Below are 14,448 nucleotides of genomic sequence, written 5' to 3'. Positions count from 1 at the left end.
ACTCTCCTGTCGCGGGCGTTGGCTACTCGGCCGCAATCGCTGCCTTGGCGTTGAACCGTTCGATGATCGCGTCGGCACAATCGCGCCCATCGCGGATCGCCCAAACGACCAGAGAGGCGCCGCGCACGATATCCCCGATGGCATAGACACCGTCCATTTCGGTCTCACCACTCTGGAACGCCGCCTTGACGGTGCCCCAGCGGGTTACGGGCAGATCGGGCTGGCCAAACAGGGTCGGCAGGTCCTCGGGCTCAAAACCTAGCGCCTTGATCACGAGATCGGCGTCTTCGACATAGTCCGCCCCTTCGATAACCTCGGGCGCTTGGCGGCCAGACGCGTCAGGCTGACCCAAGCGCATTTTCTGTACCATCACACCGGTGACATTATCATCGCCGGTGAAGCCCTTTGGCGCGCTAAGCCATTCGAACACAACGCCTTCTTCCTCGGCGTTTTGTGTTTCGCGCTGCGAGCCGGGCATATTCGCGCGGTCGCGCCGATACAGGCATTTGACCGAAATCGCTCCTTGTCGGATCGAGGTGCGCACACAATCCATCGCGGTGTCGCCACCACCGATCACAACGACCTTCTTGCCCGCAGCGTTCAAGCGGCCATTGTCGAAGTCTTCGACGTCATCGCCAAAGCTTTTACGGTTCGAGGCGGTCAGGAAATCGATGGCCTTTTCGATCCCATTCAAACCGCTTCCCGGCATCGACAGATCGCGCGATTTGTATACTCCGGTAGCGATGATGACGGCGTCGTGCTGCGCCCGAATTTCATCAAACTTAGCTGCGTCCACATCGCAGTTCAGAACGAATTCAACCCCGCCATCGGCCAACAGGTCATTGCGGCGCTGTACGACATCTTTTTCTAGTTTAAAGCCTGGAATTCCGTACATCATCAATCCGCCCGCACGGTCATAGCGGTCATAGACTGTCACTTGAACACCCGCGCGGCGCAGCATATCCGCCGCAGCCAACCCGCCCGGACCACCGCCGATAATGCCAACGCTTTCGCCACGCTCAGCAGCCGGAACAACGGGCTGTACCCAGCCTTTGTCCCAGGCGGTATCAGTGATGTATTTCTCAATCGTGCCGATGGTGACGGTGCCGTGTCCAGACTGTTCGATCACACAATTGCCTTCACACAAGCGGTCCTGCGGGCAAATTCGACCGCAAATCTCGGGGAAGGTATTGGTGGCCTGACTGGTTTGGTAAGCTTCTTCCAGGCGACCGGTTGCTGTCAGGTTCAGCCAATCAGGAATATTGTTGTGCAATGGGCAATGTGACTGGCAATAAGGTACACCACACTGGCTGCACCGGCTGGCCTGCTCTGCCGCTTTTTCTGCAGCGAATTCCGCATAGATTTCGTCAAAATCTTCTCTACGGTCATCGGCGGCACGCTTTTCGGGCATGGCGCGGTCGATCTGCACAAATTTCAGCATCGGTTGCTTGGCCACGGGTCAGACTCCATGAATTGGCTTGGTCGGCATTCTTTACGAGATGCGATTTCAGATGAAAAGTCAATTATACTGACCTAATTCAGAAAAAATGCTCGCAAGAAGAGATCCTGGCGAATTTTCGCGTTAATTTTAGTTCCGATTCGGACCTATCAACCTGCTTTCCTTTTTACGGACGCCGGAATACCCATGAACCTGAACACAAAACGGTAGCGGTACGGCAGGTTAAATGAGTCTCTTTCACTTGATTCTGGTGGCGGTCATTCAGGGACTTACAGAGTTTCTGCCAATATCTTCATCAGGTCACTTGATCCTGCTGCCAAACCTGACAGGGATGCAGGATCAGGGCCAAACCATTGATGTCGCTGTTCATGTGGGCACGCTGGGCGCGGTCGTGTTGTATTTTTGGAGCGACGTGAAAGACGCCATCCTCGGCTTACCGCGTGCCCTGTTGGGTCGTCCGGATACTCCGCAATCCCGGCTGGCACTTGGGCTTATCATCGCAACGATCCCAACGGTGATTGCTGGGCTGATCCTCTATCTAACGGGACTGGCCGAGGCATTGCGTTCTATCGCGGTAATAGGCTGGACGATGCTTTTGTTTGGCCTGTTACTCTATTGGATGGATCAGAAGGGACCGCAAACCAAAACCGCACAGGATTGGGGCCTTCGGGATGCAATTGTCATGGGCCTGTGGCAGGCCGTCGCCCTGATCCCCGGCACTTCGCGTTCGGGCATCACGATCACCGGCGCACGCCAACTTGGATATACCCGAGAGGACGGCGCCCGGATCGCCATGCTGATGTCGATCCCGACCATCATCGCCTCGGGGGTTTTGCTATCTGTAGATGTTATCCAGCAGGCGGATGCACAGCTTGCAAAAGACGGGGCTATCGCTGCGGCCTTCGCCTTTGTCTCAGCTCTACTGGCCCTAAGCCTGATGATGCGCCTGTTGCGCAGCGTCAGTTTCACGCCTTACGTGATCTACCGCGTGATCTTGGGCATTATCCTGTTGGCAGTCGCCTACAGCTGATCAGGTTCGCAGATTGTTGGCTGAATTCTGAATGTCATCATACTGGCCTGAGGGACGGAATTTCCACAGATACTCCGGCAGTACCGACGCCAGTGTCGTAGGCTCGATGCCCAACTCCTTGAAGGACAGAGCCCCATCCGAGACCACATTGTCGTGACGCAAGCTTTTGAGCTGGTCGCGGGTCAGGATATTGTTGGGGAACAGCTGAAAGCTGACGAATTTCACAATGTCCAGTACACCGGCCATGATCTTCGCCGCAAAGAGGGGCACACCCAGAATGATCCGGCGACGGTGGATCACCTCAAGCATCTGCTGCATCAATGTGCGGAAGGTTTTCACCTCGGGCCCGCCAAGCTCATAGACACCAGCCGCTGCCTGTCCCAAAACGCCCTTGACCGCAGCCTGCGCCACATCATCCACATAGACCGGCTGAAACTGTGTTTCCGCACCGACCAGCGGCAGAAACGGCCCCATGCGCGCCATGCTGGCAAAGCGGTTAAAGAACTGATCTTCCGTACCAAAGATGATCGACGGCCGCAGGATCACAGCACCGGGCATATGCTGAAGTACGCCAGATTCACCTTGCGCTTTGGTGCGGGAATACTCGCTCTCAGCCTCGGCATCCGCCCCAATGGACGAAAGATGCACCATCCGGGAAACACCCTGCGCGGCAGCTAATCGTGCGATACGTTCGGCACCTTCGGCCTGAACCGCCGGGAATTCATTCTTGCCCAACTCATTCAGAACGCCCACGCAGTTCACAACCACGTCCGCGCCCTGCATCGCCTGCGCCACCGAAGCGTCATCGCGAATGTTGCACAAGACCGGCTCGACCTGACCAACAACGCCATAGGGTTTGACGAACATCGCCTCATTCGGCCGCCGTACCGCAACCCGGACACGCCACCCCTCACCCGCCATGCGCCGCGCGATGTAGCGACCGACAAAACCTGACCCGCCATAGATCGTGACCAGTTTGGACATGAGAGGCCTCCTGTTCGAAGTGTACGCCATAGACCTAACGCCCACACAGCCCCGGAACAAGGCGCTAAATCGCCACGCAACACCCATTGTCTTTTGCCCCATCCAAGGCCCGGATCAGCGGGTTCAAAAAACTTTCGGGATTCTTCTCGAATCCGGTTGACGCCCCCCGCCGCTGAGCTTAAACGCCCCTTCACGACACCTGCCCAGGTGGCGGAATTGGTAGACGCGCTAGCTTCAGGTGCTAGTGTCCGTATGGACGTGGAGGTTCGAGTCCTCTCCTGGGCACCATATCTTCCGAATATAGATGTTTGCGACTGCTCGGTTTCATTGAGCATTCTATTTGCGTTCCAAGTGCAGCCCATCCGAACGCCTGCCGCAATGCGCAGGCGTCAAGTTCCCCCACGTGCCTGCGCCTTATGCAGCCAATCCGGGCGCATAGGGCTGTATAAAAGCCCGATTGAGACAATCCACGGCACCAGATACGCGCGGTGGTAGATGTGGGTGAAGCTCACCATCAACGCAGCAAAGGTCAGCGTCGCCGTTATGACCGTCGTACGCGCAGCGGTTCTATGCGGCGTATCAGGGCCCGCCAGCGTGGCATAGGTAATCGCTGCCAGATACAAAAACAGCAGGCCCATCAGTGACATCAGGCCACCTTCGTTAGCCAGCAGCAGATACAGATTATGGACCGGCAGATCATGTGAGCTGAGTTCGCGGTACTGCTCGGCCCCCATGCCCAGAACATAGTAATCGGGCAGGAACCGCCAAGCCTCAATCATCAATTCAGCACGATCACTGAAGGTGCCGACACCCTCGATATTCCCTTGTTGAAGAGGGCTAAGAACGCGTTCGACAAATTTCTGCGGCAGGATCTTGTCGGCAAATGTAACGCCCACCCAGGCAGTCACGGCAAACACCGCCGACCAGATGAAGAAGATGCGGAATTTTCCTAGCAAGAACAGATAGATGGCGCCGCTGATCAACGCGCCTGCCAGATTCGAGTTGGAGCTGGTGAAGATGAGCCCGGTAAAGGTCAAAGCGAAGAAGCACGCAAATGTAATCATCTTATAGGCGCGCACCAACCCGAGATACCAAAGCACCGGGAACCACAGCACAATGATCGCCGCAAAGGCGTTGGCGTTGTCGGTCAATCCTGTCAGTCGGTTGTTGCCAGCAACAAGCGCAAGCTGCCGTCGGTGCCCGCCATTATACCCGATTGAATAGGCTCCGAGGCCGACAAGGCAGCTGATGACAACGGACATAACGCCCATCTTGGCCAGCAATACCGCCTCTTTGTGTGGGCGGCCAAGAATGGCGAGCGGCAATGCGACAAATGAAAAGAAGTACTGGATCAGGACAACCACGGCATCCACCGGATCGCCATAGGCGATGCTGCCGATCAGCAGCCCGGTCATCAGCATCGCGATGCCCAACCACCACATCGAAGAGGCCGCCTGCATCGGGTACAGAGGGATGGCCCTGATAAAGCGGAACAAAAGCCCGAAGGTGATGAAAAAATCGCTGACCGTGAAGGAGGCACCGGGGTGACGCAAAGACGCAAAAGACGAAAACAGCACACCCAGGACGACGCAGAAAAACTCGGCGCTTTCCAGCGATGACCGAGGTCGCTTGAGTGTTTCGCTGCTGATCATCTTGTCATTCAACCTATGTGATCGCGTGGATGTCACCTTCCCCGGTCGAGCCTGCTAACCGCCGATCTCCAAGGCGCTATTTGTAATAGTCATAGTGCCCATAGTAGCCTTCATATCCGATCCAGCGGAATTTTTTGGGATCGACGTCATTCAAGATAGTTCCAATGACATTGACATCGGCCTGAGATAGGCGCCGCGTGACCGCCTGCACGGCATCCTGGGGCGATCTGCCCCAACGGACCACAAGGATCGCGGCGTCAATCAATGTGTTGTTCCGATAGACCTCATCCATGACTAGCGCGGGTGGGGTATCGATCACCACCAGATCGTACCTGGATGTCAGCGTGTCCTTCAGCTTGCGCAGCTTCATTTCGGCATCATCTGTCAGCTCACGCGTCGGGGATTCGACCGTGATCAGGTCCAGCTTACCCGGCGCATCCTGAGCACCAACAACCTGTTGCGGGACGATGTCATGGGAATAGAGATCCGAGCATTTGATATCGGCAATGTCCGGGATCAGAAGCTTGGTTGCCCCTTTGCGGTACACATCCAGATCAACAAGGGCGACATTCATGCCATCTGCGGCCGCCGTGGTCGCCAACACCGTACTGATGAACGATTTTCCTTCGTTGGGCAGCGCCGATGAAACCAGTACCACCTTCGAGTGTTGAAACTTGATACAGTTGGTCAGAATCCCGCGTGCCGTTTCTGCCAGCGGAGTCCGTGGGTTCTCAATCGGTTCGAACACTGCTGCCGCACGCCCTTTGGGCCCGTATTTCTGCTTTACGAAATAGCCAAGATTCTGCAGCCCTGTCGCATTGAAAATCTGTTTCTCGGTCTTGATTGTTCGATCAAGCCCTTCCCTGATCAGTGCCAGAACAAAGCCGATCATGATCGACATCGCTCCGGCCAGGGCAACTGTCAGCGCACGATTGGGCGCGTATGGCACTTGTGGAACGCGGGCGACGGACACCTGGCTTGTGCCAGCTTCGATCTGGCCGCTTCGGGTTTCCAGTAGATTCAACTCATCAACCGAGGCCTGATACCGCGATCTGAGCAACTCGATTTCCCGCTCCTTACGCAGCAGCGTCAGCTCCTGCCGAGTTCTGAGTTGAAGCCGTTCCTCAGCGGCGGCAAGTTCTTCACGCAACGCCAGTTCTTCTTCCGGCGGAACGTTTTGCTCCAGACCAATGGACAGGATGGTGCGGGCCCGCTCGGCCGCGCTGCGCAATTGATCCAACAGCTGCTCGTCATCCAGATTGTCCGAGCGGATGAAATTCGCCAGGTCCGCTTCGTTGCTGGTAAGTTCTTCGCCCAGCAAATTGACACGCCGCCGTACGTCATCGATGTTTTTATCCAAACGATCAATGCGTTCGCCAAGCTCGTTACTTATGTACTGCGTGATGACCGTATTGGCCAAAGCAGCAGACAGTTCGGCATCTGTGGACCGACCCTCCACCGAAATCGCTAAGCTTTCGCCAGCGCGGGACAGGCTGTATGAGCCCAGAACTTTGTCAATCACAGCCTCGCGGTGCAGCGCCGCGGGATGTTCGAGCCCGGTATCGGGGTTTATGCGAGAAACGAAACTATCATCCTCAAACAAGCCCAGTGTTTCCGCTACTTGACCCGCGAAATCGCGGGATTTGAGCTTTTCGATCTCGGTCTCGATGCTTGACCGACCCAGTTCAATGGTTTCAAGACGCCCCGTCGTGTCACTGTATCGTGTCTCTGACAAAGACAGTACCATCTGGGCGACAGTGCGGTACCTGTCGGGAACCGTCCGCATGTACAGAGACGTCAAAATCACTGCGATTCCAAACAGGAAGGCCACCGGAAGTAGATTGCGCCGGATCACCAGCCATATGCTGACGAACTCTCCCGGGTCGCTCTGACCACCTTGAAAACCATTGTTGGAAAGCACAGGAATACTCCAAAATTTCAGATACAATCTTCAACTGGCCCAGAGGCGCTGCGCGCAAGAAGATTGAAATACCGGGTGTTTGTAAAGCTACTTTAACGGCCTTGAATTACGATCTGTAGGCGTCATCAATCACCTGTCATGATGCCGCTATTCGGTTTGGTAGAACTTATTACAATACTGGGCGGAAATAGAAAGCTCTGCAGCGCAGCTTTTGAAACTGGCCGTCGCTGTTGAACAAAGATTGGGAACGCCAGATTTAAGAGAATGCGAAGCCGTGCACAGGTGCGGCGACCGCTAATCAAAAATCGGATATGCAGTGTCGAGTGTTCTCTGAGCGCGTTCGACAATCTTTGCATCAGACAACTTCGCCAGGTCCCGCGCAGGTTGTGCGCCGTTAAAGGCCATGATGATCGGCTGCCCGGTATAGGGATAAAGGTTTAGCCATTGGTTGAATTGGCCCTGCGGCAAACCGGTTTCCGGCGTTATGATCCATGTTTTGTCGGCATCCCAAAAGACATCTTCATACCGCAGATACACCTTGTCTAACGTCCCCATACCAAGACTTTCGATGGCGCTTTGCTTTTTATTTGGTAAAGGCGGGGAAAAGGTGATCGAACCCTGTTTCAGCACACCCAACGGAACCGTCACGATGACTGTGTCGAACCTGTCCGATTGCCCGGTCTTATCTTCCAACCGAACCCCTTCGCCATCAAACTCGACACGCGCCAATTCGCGATTCAACTGGATGTCGAAATCGCTAGCAAACGCATCGAGCAGCTGTGCATAGCCTCCCGGGAAGACCACCTCTTCCCCGCCATAATCGGTATCCCGCAGATAGGCCAAGACGTTAATCTCGGCGCTGTCCGCGCCAGCGCTGTGCTGAACGGACACAACATTATCAATCCAATCAGGGGTATCATCATCCGGTATTTCGCGCCCATCACTGCCACGAATGATATAGCTATCCGTCGTTGCCAGGGTTGAAACACCCTGTGATTTCGCAAGCTGTGTTAGCGGATTGCCATCGGTGCCGTGTATCCAGCTCGCGCCCAGATCAAGTGCTGCGCCAAGGCGATTGTCGGTCCAGATGCGTCCACCGATACGGTCGCGCGCTTCCCAGATCATGACATCATATCCGCGCCTTGCCAGCGCATCTGCGGCGGCAAGCCCGCTCATCCCTGCGCCAATGATGGCAACGGTTTTTGCACCTGTTTCAAAAACTGCCTCTGACGCCATGATCCCGGATTCATAGGCGGCATGCACCGTGCTGTTATAGGATGGATGGGTGGCCTCGCCTGCAAAAAACAGGCGATCACCGACTGGACGGCCAAGGGCTGCGTGATCCTTACGCCATGATCCTTTGGCAACATAGGAATAGGACCCAAGGCTATATGGATCGCGGCTCCAATTTGTTCGGATGTATCCGGTTGCAGTGCGTGTGCCTTGTGCAGCACCGGCAATGGGCACAAAACCAGACGTCAAGGCACCCAAAGCTGCGGCTATGAAATCTCTGCGATCCATTGCAACCCCGCGTCTGATCACTTCTTCGGCTCCCAGCCCGGCGGCCTGATCAAAGTAGAGAAAGCTTCTCGGATGCTTTTTGACCGGGCAATATCGCGGATCAAGTCCGGCCATTCCGAGAACCACACTTTGATCGGGTTCTGGCTGTCAAAATCGCGTGTCAGGCCATAGCGGGGGGTCTCTTCCTCGATCTGGAATGTCCCCCAAATCCGATCCCAGATGATGAAGATACCGCCATAGTTTTTATCCAGATACTTGTCATCACACCCATGGTGGACACGGTGATGAGACGGTGTGTTCATCACATATTCAACCGGCCCCAGCTTGCCGATCAGTTCCGTGTGCAGCCATGTCTGATAAGCCAGCACTGCGATCACGCCAAACACAATTGCCTCGGGTGCGAACCCCATAAGGGCCAGCGGAATATGGGCGATCAGGGACCATACACCTTCCAGCGGGCCAAATCGGATACCGGTGATGATGTTCATATCGCGCGAGGAATGATGCACCGCATGCTGGGTCCAAAGCAGGCGCACCTCGTGGGCAATCCGGTGTTCCCAATAATAGGTGATGTCGGCCAGCACAATCACCAGGATCACGCTCCACCACGTCACGGGGATGGCCCATGGCAGACCCTGAGAGATGATCCAGTACAGACCGTAGGCCCCAGTCAGAACAAAGGTTTCGACCAACAGATACGGAATCTGGGTTGATGCGCTTGCTAGCATTTCGCCAAAGGTCTTGGCTTTGAAATCGCCTTTGAAAATCATCTCGGCGATTTCGATCAACAAGATCGCAGCGCCGATCAGAAAGAACACATCGTCGATCTGTGTGGTCAGGGTTTCGAGGTTCATTGCGCCCCTCCTTTCAATCCTTGGGAAAGTGTCCGCCAGGCCAGATCGGCAGCTTGCTTGGCCGTAGCCTCACCAGACCGCACGAGGGACCAGGCGGCGTAGATGAGGTTTTCATAGGCCTCAACAATCCAGTCAGTTGGAACGTTCGGGTCAAACGCGCCTTCTTGTTTGGCCGCGTCGACATCGCGCCGAAGCTCCTGAAGGCCTTTGTCATAGGCTGCGGCTATTTCAGGGTCTGCTTCCAATCCTTCGTTGGCTAAGAACAACTGACGGTTTGCCAGTGGAACAATTGCGTGCAGTGACAGCCGAAAGCCTTGTTCATAGCTTGTTGCACCTGCCGTGGCCTGTTCAACAGCTTCATCAAGTTCGGCCATTGCGATCTTTGCCAAGGCGCGCATCAGTTCGGGCCGTCCGGGAAAATGCCGGTGCAGCGTGGCACGGCCCACGCCGGCATACTGTGCGACATCGCCGAGAGAGGCGGCTTGGTTCTGCGAAAAAACCTCGAACGCGGCTTCGATGATGGCATCTTTGGTGGTTGGGCGAATTACACTCATGAGACACAGATGTATCATATGAGACTTGAATTCAACCCCACCCTCGATCTTAAATGCTTACCCGGCCGGCAAGCCCGCAATCAGTGATGGATGTTTTTTTGGGAATCGAGCCAAAGAAGACCGCAAGCATGTCTCTGCCAGTCGCCCTTACCGGACGCCCCTATCGCTGTTCGACATTCACGATACGCGGCGCATGAACATGGGTGCGGATGACAAGGGCTGCAACGGCTCCGGCCAGAGCGCCAAACAGATGCGCCTCCCACGAGACACCCGGTTGGCCGGGCAAAACACCCCAGATGATCGAACCATAGACCAAAGCCACCAAGAGCGCGGCCCCAAGCGTCACCAGAGACCTGTCGACCACACCACGCGCGACAAGAAACCCGAACCATCCAAACACCAGACCAGATGCGCCGATATGGATGGCGTTGCTGCCAAAAAGCCAAACGAGCGCGCCGCCCAGGGCGATAATGACGGCATTCACCAACAGAAGCGCGCGCGTTGCGGTCAGCGCAAGCAACGTGCCCATCAACACAAGTGGCGGTGTGTTTGACATGAGGTGAGGGAAGCTGGCGTGCAGAACCGGCATCCCGAAGATCCCGTCAATCCCACCCAAATGCCGCGGAATTAAACCGAAGGCCAGGTTCAAACGATAGCCCAGCGCCCAGTTGATGACCTGTATCGCCCAAAGCGCAGCGATGAAGATAGCAAGCGCCCAAAGCCGCTTGCGAACCACGATGTTGTTTTTCTGTTCCGCCATCTGGACCAGATAATTCCTTCGCGAAAACCGATCAAGCAGGGTTGGGTTAGACCGTCTCGTCCAACCGAATGGCAATCGCCAGATCGCTCATGGCGTCTTCAACAACACGTCTGGGTATCTCAGCCAAACACGGGCGAGCACCTGAACGCGGTTTGACATTCCCGCGCAGGATTGCACGACAGGTGATACCCGGCACAAACGGGCCATCTCCGTCCTCGGCGATCAGAGTCCATGTACGGGTGATGCTCTGACCGTTCTTCCGCCCCGTGACATGCACCTGCATCCCCCCGCGATCTGTTCCAAACGGATAGAGCGCTTTCGACAACCAGTAGAGCGCGGAATAGGCCAAGTCTGGCAGGGAAAGACGCCAGCGGTGGCGGAACCAGGCCAATGCGGACAGCGACGCATTCATCTCGGCCAGTTCCAAACCCGCCCGAAACATGACTGTTGAAGCCGCAATTCTATTAGGCAGCAGGTGTATGTCGGGGACGTCCACGAAATACCCAGCACGCCGCAACCCCGGCGCGAGCGAGTAGATTTTGCGATCTGTCCAGCCCCGCACGGTCTGCCAACTACCATCCCGAAGAACCTGTGAGGGGTGGCCAACACCGCTGACAATGCTCTTGATCACCGACATTCCGCGCGGCGCCCGGTTGCCCGGCAGTATTGCAATGTCGATAAGGTCGATCTTGTCCAGCCCTTCGATCAGATCCTCAACGATGATCGAGGACAGGCCCGGCACACTGGAGGCGCCTGAAAGCACAAAGACATTTGCGGCCTCTGCCTTTGCATTCATCTCCGCGATGCCCTTTGTGAATTCTGAACTGTCGGACAGATCCAGATAGTGGCAGCCATGCTGAACACACAAACGCGGGACATGATATGGATCCTGGCCATAATGTTGGAACGGCCCCGCCGCGTCGATGACAACATCCGGCGCGACGTCAAAAATGACCTCGGGTGCAGAGTGAATATCGACCGCCAGGGTCTCTGCCCCGAGTTCGCGGGCAAGGGCACGACCCTTCGAAGGTTGCCGCCCGGCCAACCACAGTTGATGCCCATCGCGCGCAAGCAAACGGGCAGTCAGCGCACCAAAGACACCATATCCACCGATGATCACAACCTTCATGGTGTGGTTTTTGAGGTCAGGCATCGGTCGCCTCAACGATCTCGGCATCGAAGAAGACGGCATCCTGATAGATGACCGAGCCCAACAGCCGATGAGTCAGTGCCAGTGTGAACTTGAACTGCCCATCACCCAGTTCTTCATGCCCGATGACAAGATTGCCCGGGCACACCCATTTGGGCAAAGGGATGCGCCAGCGGCCCAATTTCACAAAGTAGCTGTCACTGATGAACAACAAAGCGTTTGGGGTGCTTTGCAAGCGCAATGCGATGCCAATGCCATAGCCTATGTATTCCTCTAACCCTGTTGGGCCACCGAAGCGCTTGGAACTGCTGACAATCTGCGGAAAGCCCGAGGACCGGCCATATTGCCTAATCCAGAATTGACCCCCGGTTGCAAAGTCTTCGGTGACAACCACAACGGCAGAGCGCCCGGCAGATGTGCGATCAAACGGCAGCGGCGCGCCTATGGCTCGCATGACAAAAGCCAGGAAGCGCCCGGCCAGATTCATCTGCATTTCGGACACTCGACCCTGATAGACAAGACTGGCACCGCCCGACAATCGTTTGCTAAAGCGCCGCCTGATCGCCGCGGGCAACCGGTTCCATCCGTCTTGCCCCAACAGATTGATAAAACGATCATCTTTGGCGTGCCGATCACACGGCTGCACTTTGACGTCAACATCAATAGGCTGCGCGTTTTGAAAGGGCTGTGCTTCGTGATTTTCGTACATTCTGTTATTTCCGTCAGAAGAGAATATATAAGTCAAAAATTTTTAGCCGCTTGGCTTGCTCCCTGTAAGCTTCAGGAATGAGGCGACTTTGCTGCCCATCTTCATAAGCATGATCAGCTTAGGCCGAGGAACCGTCAGCATATCGTGATACCACTTGTCAGCCGTGCTCAGGAAATCCTGCATCGCCTGCATACGCTGCAGCACCTCCGGCTCTAGCCCACTTTCGCTTTCAGCCTGCGCGACACATGTGCGTATGGCTGCAGCAGCGGGGTCGATCTCACGCTCTTTGCGGCCCTGTGCGATGCGGATTACCATCTCCCAAACGTCCGTCTCGGCCTCGAAGTGTTCGCGCCGCTCACCCGGAATCGGTACGCGCCGGATCAAACGCCAGCTGACAAGTTCTTTCAAAGAGTTCGACACATTTGAACGTGCGATACCAAGCGCGTCGGAGATTTGTTCCGCATTCATCGGCTTGGTGCTGAGGAACAGCAGCGCGTGGACCTGCGCCACCGACCGATTGACCCCCCACTGAGTCCCCATATCGCCCCAATACAGGATGAACTGGCTGGAGGCGTTGGATTTCGATATGTCAATAATTTCTGTCATAACAGAAATATCAGATTAAATGAAACAAATGTCAAGCTTTTGATCTGATCTGTGATCTCTTTGCCGTGTTCTTTGATCCGGTATACTCTGATCAGACGAGCCGTTGCCGAAAGCCGCGCAATGGTCGATTTGAGTGAATGTATTGAGCTGAACCAAGCCGTGCTTACGGAAGTGTTCGACCCGCACCTGAGTCGGTATGACCCAATTCTAGGCGCGACGCCCCATCCACCATGGCGCTTTGTAGATAACAATCACAGCGACGGCCGGAACATGCCGAAGCAATTTAAGGAGATTGGGTATGGGGATTTTGGACTCGGAATGGCGCAAAGATGAATACGCACGCAAGGTGATGGTGGGCCCCGACCATAAGCCCTTGCCGGGGCGTTTCTTAGACCTCGAACATGGCCAAACCTACTATGAGTTGGACAACAAAGAGGAGGACAAAGGTAAACCTTTGCTCATCTGCATTCACGGGTGGTCAACCGCAAGCTATGTGTGGACCGCGCTGAAACCCGAACTGCGCAAGAAAGGCTACCGCATCCTCAGCTATGACCTGTATGGGCGTGGGTATTCCGGCCGAAAAGATGTGAAACACACAACTGAGCTATTCACGCACCAACTGACCCAGTTGCTGGAAAAACTGAAGCTGAATGACCAAAAGCTAAACATCATTGGCTACTCGATGGGCGGCGCCATTGCCGCGCGGTTCGTAAGCGAGCGGCTGGGTAACGTCGAACGCCTGCTGCTGATCGCCCCGGCTGGCATGGCGGTTCAAAAACCGTTTCCACGCTTCGTTGCCCGAAATACAGCCAGCGTTTCCGATCCGATTATTTCTGAGTACCTGCCCTGTCTCCTCTGGCAGCAGTTCAGAAGAGCGGCAAGAGACTTTCCGAATGACGAGAACGTACAATTTGTCCTTCAGAAGCAATTGGCAGAGATGGAGTATCGAGGATACATCCCTGCGCTGTTATCCTCACTAAAGGGAGTGCTGGCATCCAAGATGAGGGCCGAACATAAGGCGATTGCGGCTTCAAACGTGAAAGTTCTGGCGATCTTTGCGGACCAAGACAGCACCATACCCCATCCTGATGCGCAAAGGCGTTTTGATAGATGGAACCGGAACCGTATGAGTCGCGTGATCAAAGGCGCAGGCCATGCGGTGACCTATACCCATGCCCAGGAAATCATGACAGAAGCTGGCAACTTCCTGTAGGTCATCCGCCACCGCAAAGAACTACGGTGGCGGAC

General features: G+C 55.5%; 13 protein-coding genes and 1 tRNA gene. 3 read left to right on the top strand and 11 right to left on the bottom strand.

The features are described 5' to 3' along the window. Positions 1-22: 22 nt before the first annotated feature. Complete coding sequence (locus tag ABLN87_RS20570; RefSeq protein ID WP_353013822.1) at positions 23-1,456, bottom strand: NAD(P)-dependent oxidoreductase; 1,434 nt, start codon at positions 1,454-1,456, stop codon at positions 23-25. Between the two features lie 229 nt (positions 1,457-1,685). On the opposite strand from ABLN87_RS20570, the gene ABLN87_RS20565 reads away from it, so the two are divergent. After that, the gene (locus ABLN87_RS20565) at positions 1,686-2,489 is read left to right on the top strand and encodes an undecaprenyl-diphosphate phosphatase (protein ID WP_353013821.1); all 804 of its coding nucleotides are present in this window, start codon (positions 1,686-1,688) and stop codon (positions 2,487-2,489) included. On the opposite strand, the gene ABLN87_RS20560 is transcribed toward ABLN87_RS20565, so the two are convergent. Then, the gene (locus tag ABLN87_RS20560; RefSeq protein WP_353013820.1) at positions 2,490-3,473 is read right to left on the bottom strand and encodes a complex I NDUFA9 subunit family protein; all 984 of its coding nucleotides are present in this window, start codon (positions 3,471-3,473) and stop codon (positions 2,490-2,492) included. A 201-nt stretch (positions 3,474-3,674) separates the two neighbouring features. On the opposite strand from ABLN87_RS20560, the gene ABLN87_RS20555 reads away from it, so the two are divergent. After that, positions 3,675-3,761: transfer RNA gene (locus ABLN87_RS20555), tRNA-Leu, on the top strand. Positions 3,762-3,862: 101 nt separating this feature from the next. Here the strand turns inward: ABLN87_RS20555 and ABLN87_RS20550 are convergent. From ABLN87_RS20550 to ABLN87_RS20510, 9 genes are all read right to left on the bottom strand, one after another. Further along, complete coding sequence (locus tag ABLN87_RS20550) at positions 3,863-5,125, bottom strand: O-antigen ligase family protein (RefSeq protein ID WP_353013818.1); 1,263 nt, start codon at positions 5,123-5,125, stop codon at positions 3,863-3,865. A 76-nt stretch (positions 5,126-5,201) separates the two neighbouring features. After that, a complete protein-coding gene (locus ABLN87_RS20545; protein ID WP_353013817.1) occupies positions 5,202-7,046 on the bottom strand; it encodes a GumC family protein in 1,845 nt (614 codons plus the stop codon). A 294-nt stretch (positions 7,047-7,340) separates the two neighbouring features. Next, the gene (locus ABLN87_RS20540) at positions 7,341-8,567 is read right to left on the bottom strand and encodes an FAD-dependent oxidoreductase (RefSeq protein ID WP_353013816.1); all 1,227 of its coding nucleotides are present in this window, start codon (positions 8,565-8,567) and stop codon (positions 7,341-7,343) included. A gap of 17 nt (positions 8,568-8,584) precedes the next feature. After that, a complete protein-coding gene (locus tag ABLN87_RS20535) occupies positions 8,585-9,421 on the bottom strand; it encodes a sterol desaturase family protein (RefSeq protein WP_353013814.1) in 837 nt (278 codons plus the stop codon). Beyond that, a complete protein-coding gene (locus tag ABLN87_RS20530; RefSeq protein WP_353013812.1) occupies positions 9,418-9,975 on the bottom strand; it encodes a TetR/AcrR family transcriptional regulator in 558 nt (185 codons plus the stop codon). The genes ABLN87_RS20535 and ABLN87_RS20530 overlap by 4 nt, the downstream gene beginning before the upstream one ends. Before the next feature lie 160 nt (positions 9,976-10,135). After that, positions 10,136-10,735, bottom strand: a complete 600-nt coding sequence (locus tag ABLN87_RS20525; protein WP_353013810.1) for a rhomboid family intramembrane serine protease — start codon at positions 10,733-10,735, stop codon at positions 10,136-10,138. 46 nt (positions 10,736-10,781) lie between these two features. Beyond that, positions 10,782-11,888 (bottom strand): saccharopine dehydrogenase family protein, encoded by a 1,107-nt coding sequence (locus ABLN87_RS20520; protein WP_353013809.1) that lies wholly within the window; start codon positions 11,886-11,888, stop codon positions 10,782-10,784. Beyond that, positions 11,881-12,594: a DUF4166 domain-containing protein gene (locus ABLN87_RS20515; RefSeq protein WP_353013807.1), complete on the bottom strand. Its 714-nt coding sequence runs from the start codon at positions 12,592-12,594 to the stop codon at positions 11,881-11,883. Before ABLN87_RS20515 ends, ABLN87_RS20520 begins: the two co-directional genes overlap by 8 nt. A 42-nt stretch (positions 12,595-12,636) precedes the next feature. Continuing rightward, positions 12,637-13,200, bottom strand: a complete 564-nt coding sequence (locus ABLN87_RS20510) for a GbsR/MarR family transcriptional regulator (protein WP_353013805.1) — start codon at positions 13,198-13,200, stop codon at positions 12,637-12,639. A 298-nt stretch (positions 13,201-13,498) separates the two neighbouring features. Here ABLN87_RS20510 and ABLN87_RS20505 point away from each other — a divergent pair, with 298 nt between their 5' ends. Beyond that, complete coding sequence (locus ABLN87_RS20505) at positions 13,499-14,413, top strand: alpha/beta fold hydrolase (RefSeq protein ID WP_353013803.1); 915 nt, start codon at positions 13,499-13,501, stop codon at positions 14,411-14,413. Positions 14,414-14,448: the final 35 nt, after the last annotated feature.

The sequence above is a fragment of the Ruegeria sp. SCP10 genome (assembly GCF_040329495.1).
Taxonomy (GTDB): domain Bacteria; phylum Pseudomonadota; class Alphaproteobacteria; order Rhodobacterales; family Rhodobacteraceae; genus Ruegeria.
Note: the sequence above shows the minus strand (reverse complement) of the source record. Positions and strands in the feature narration are given on the sequence as shown.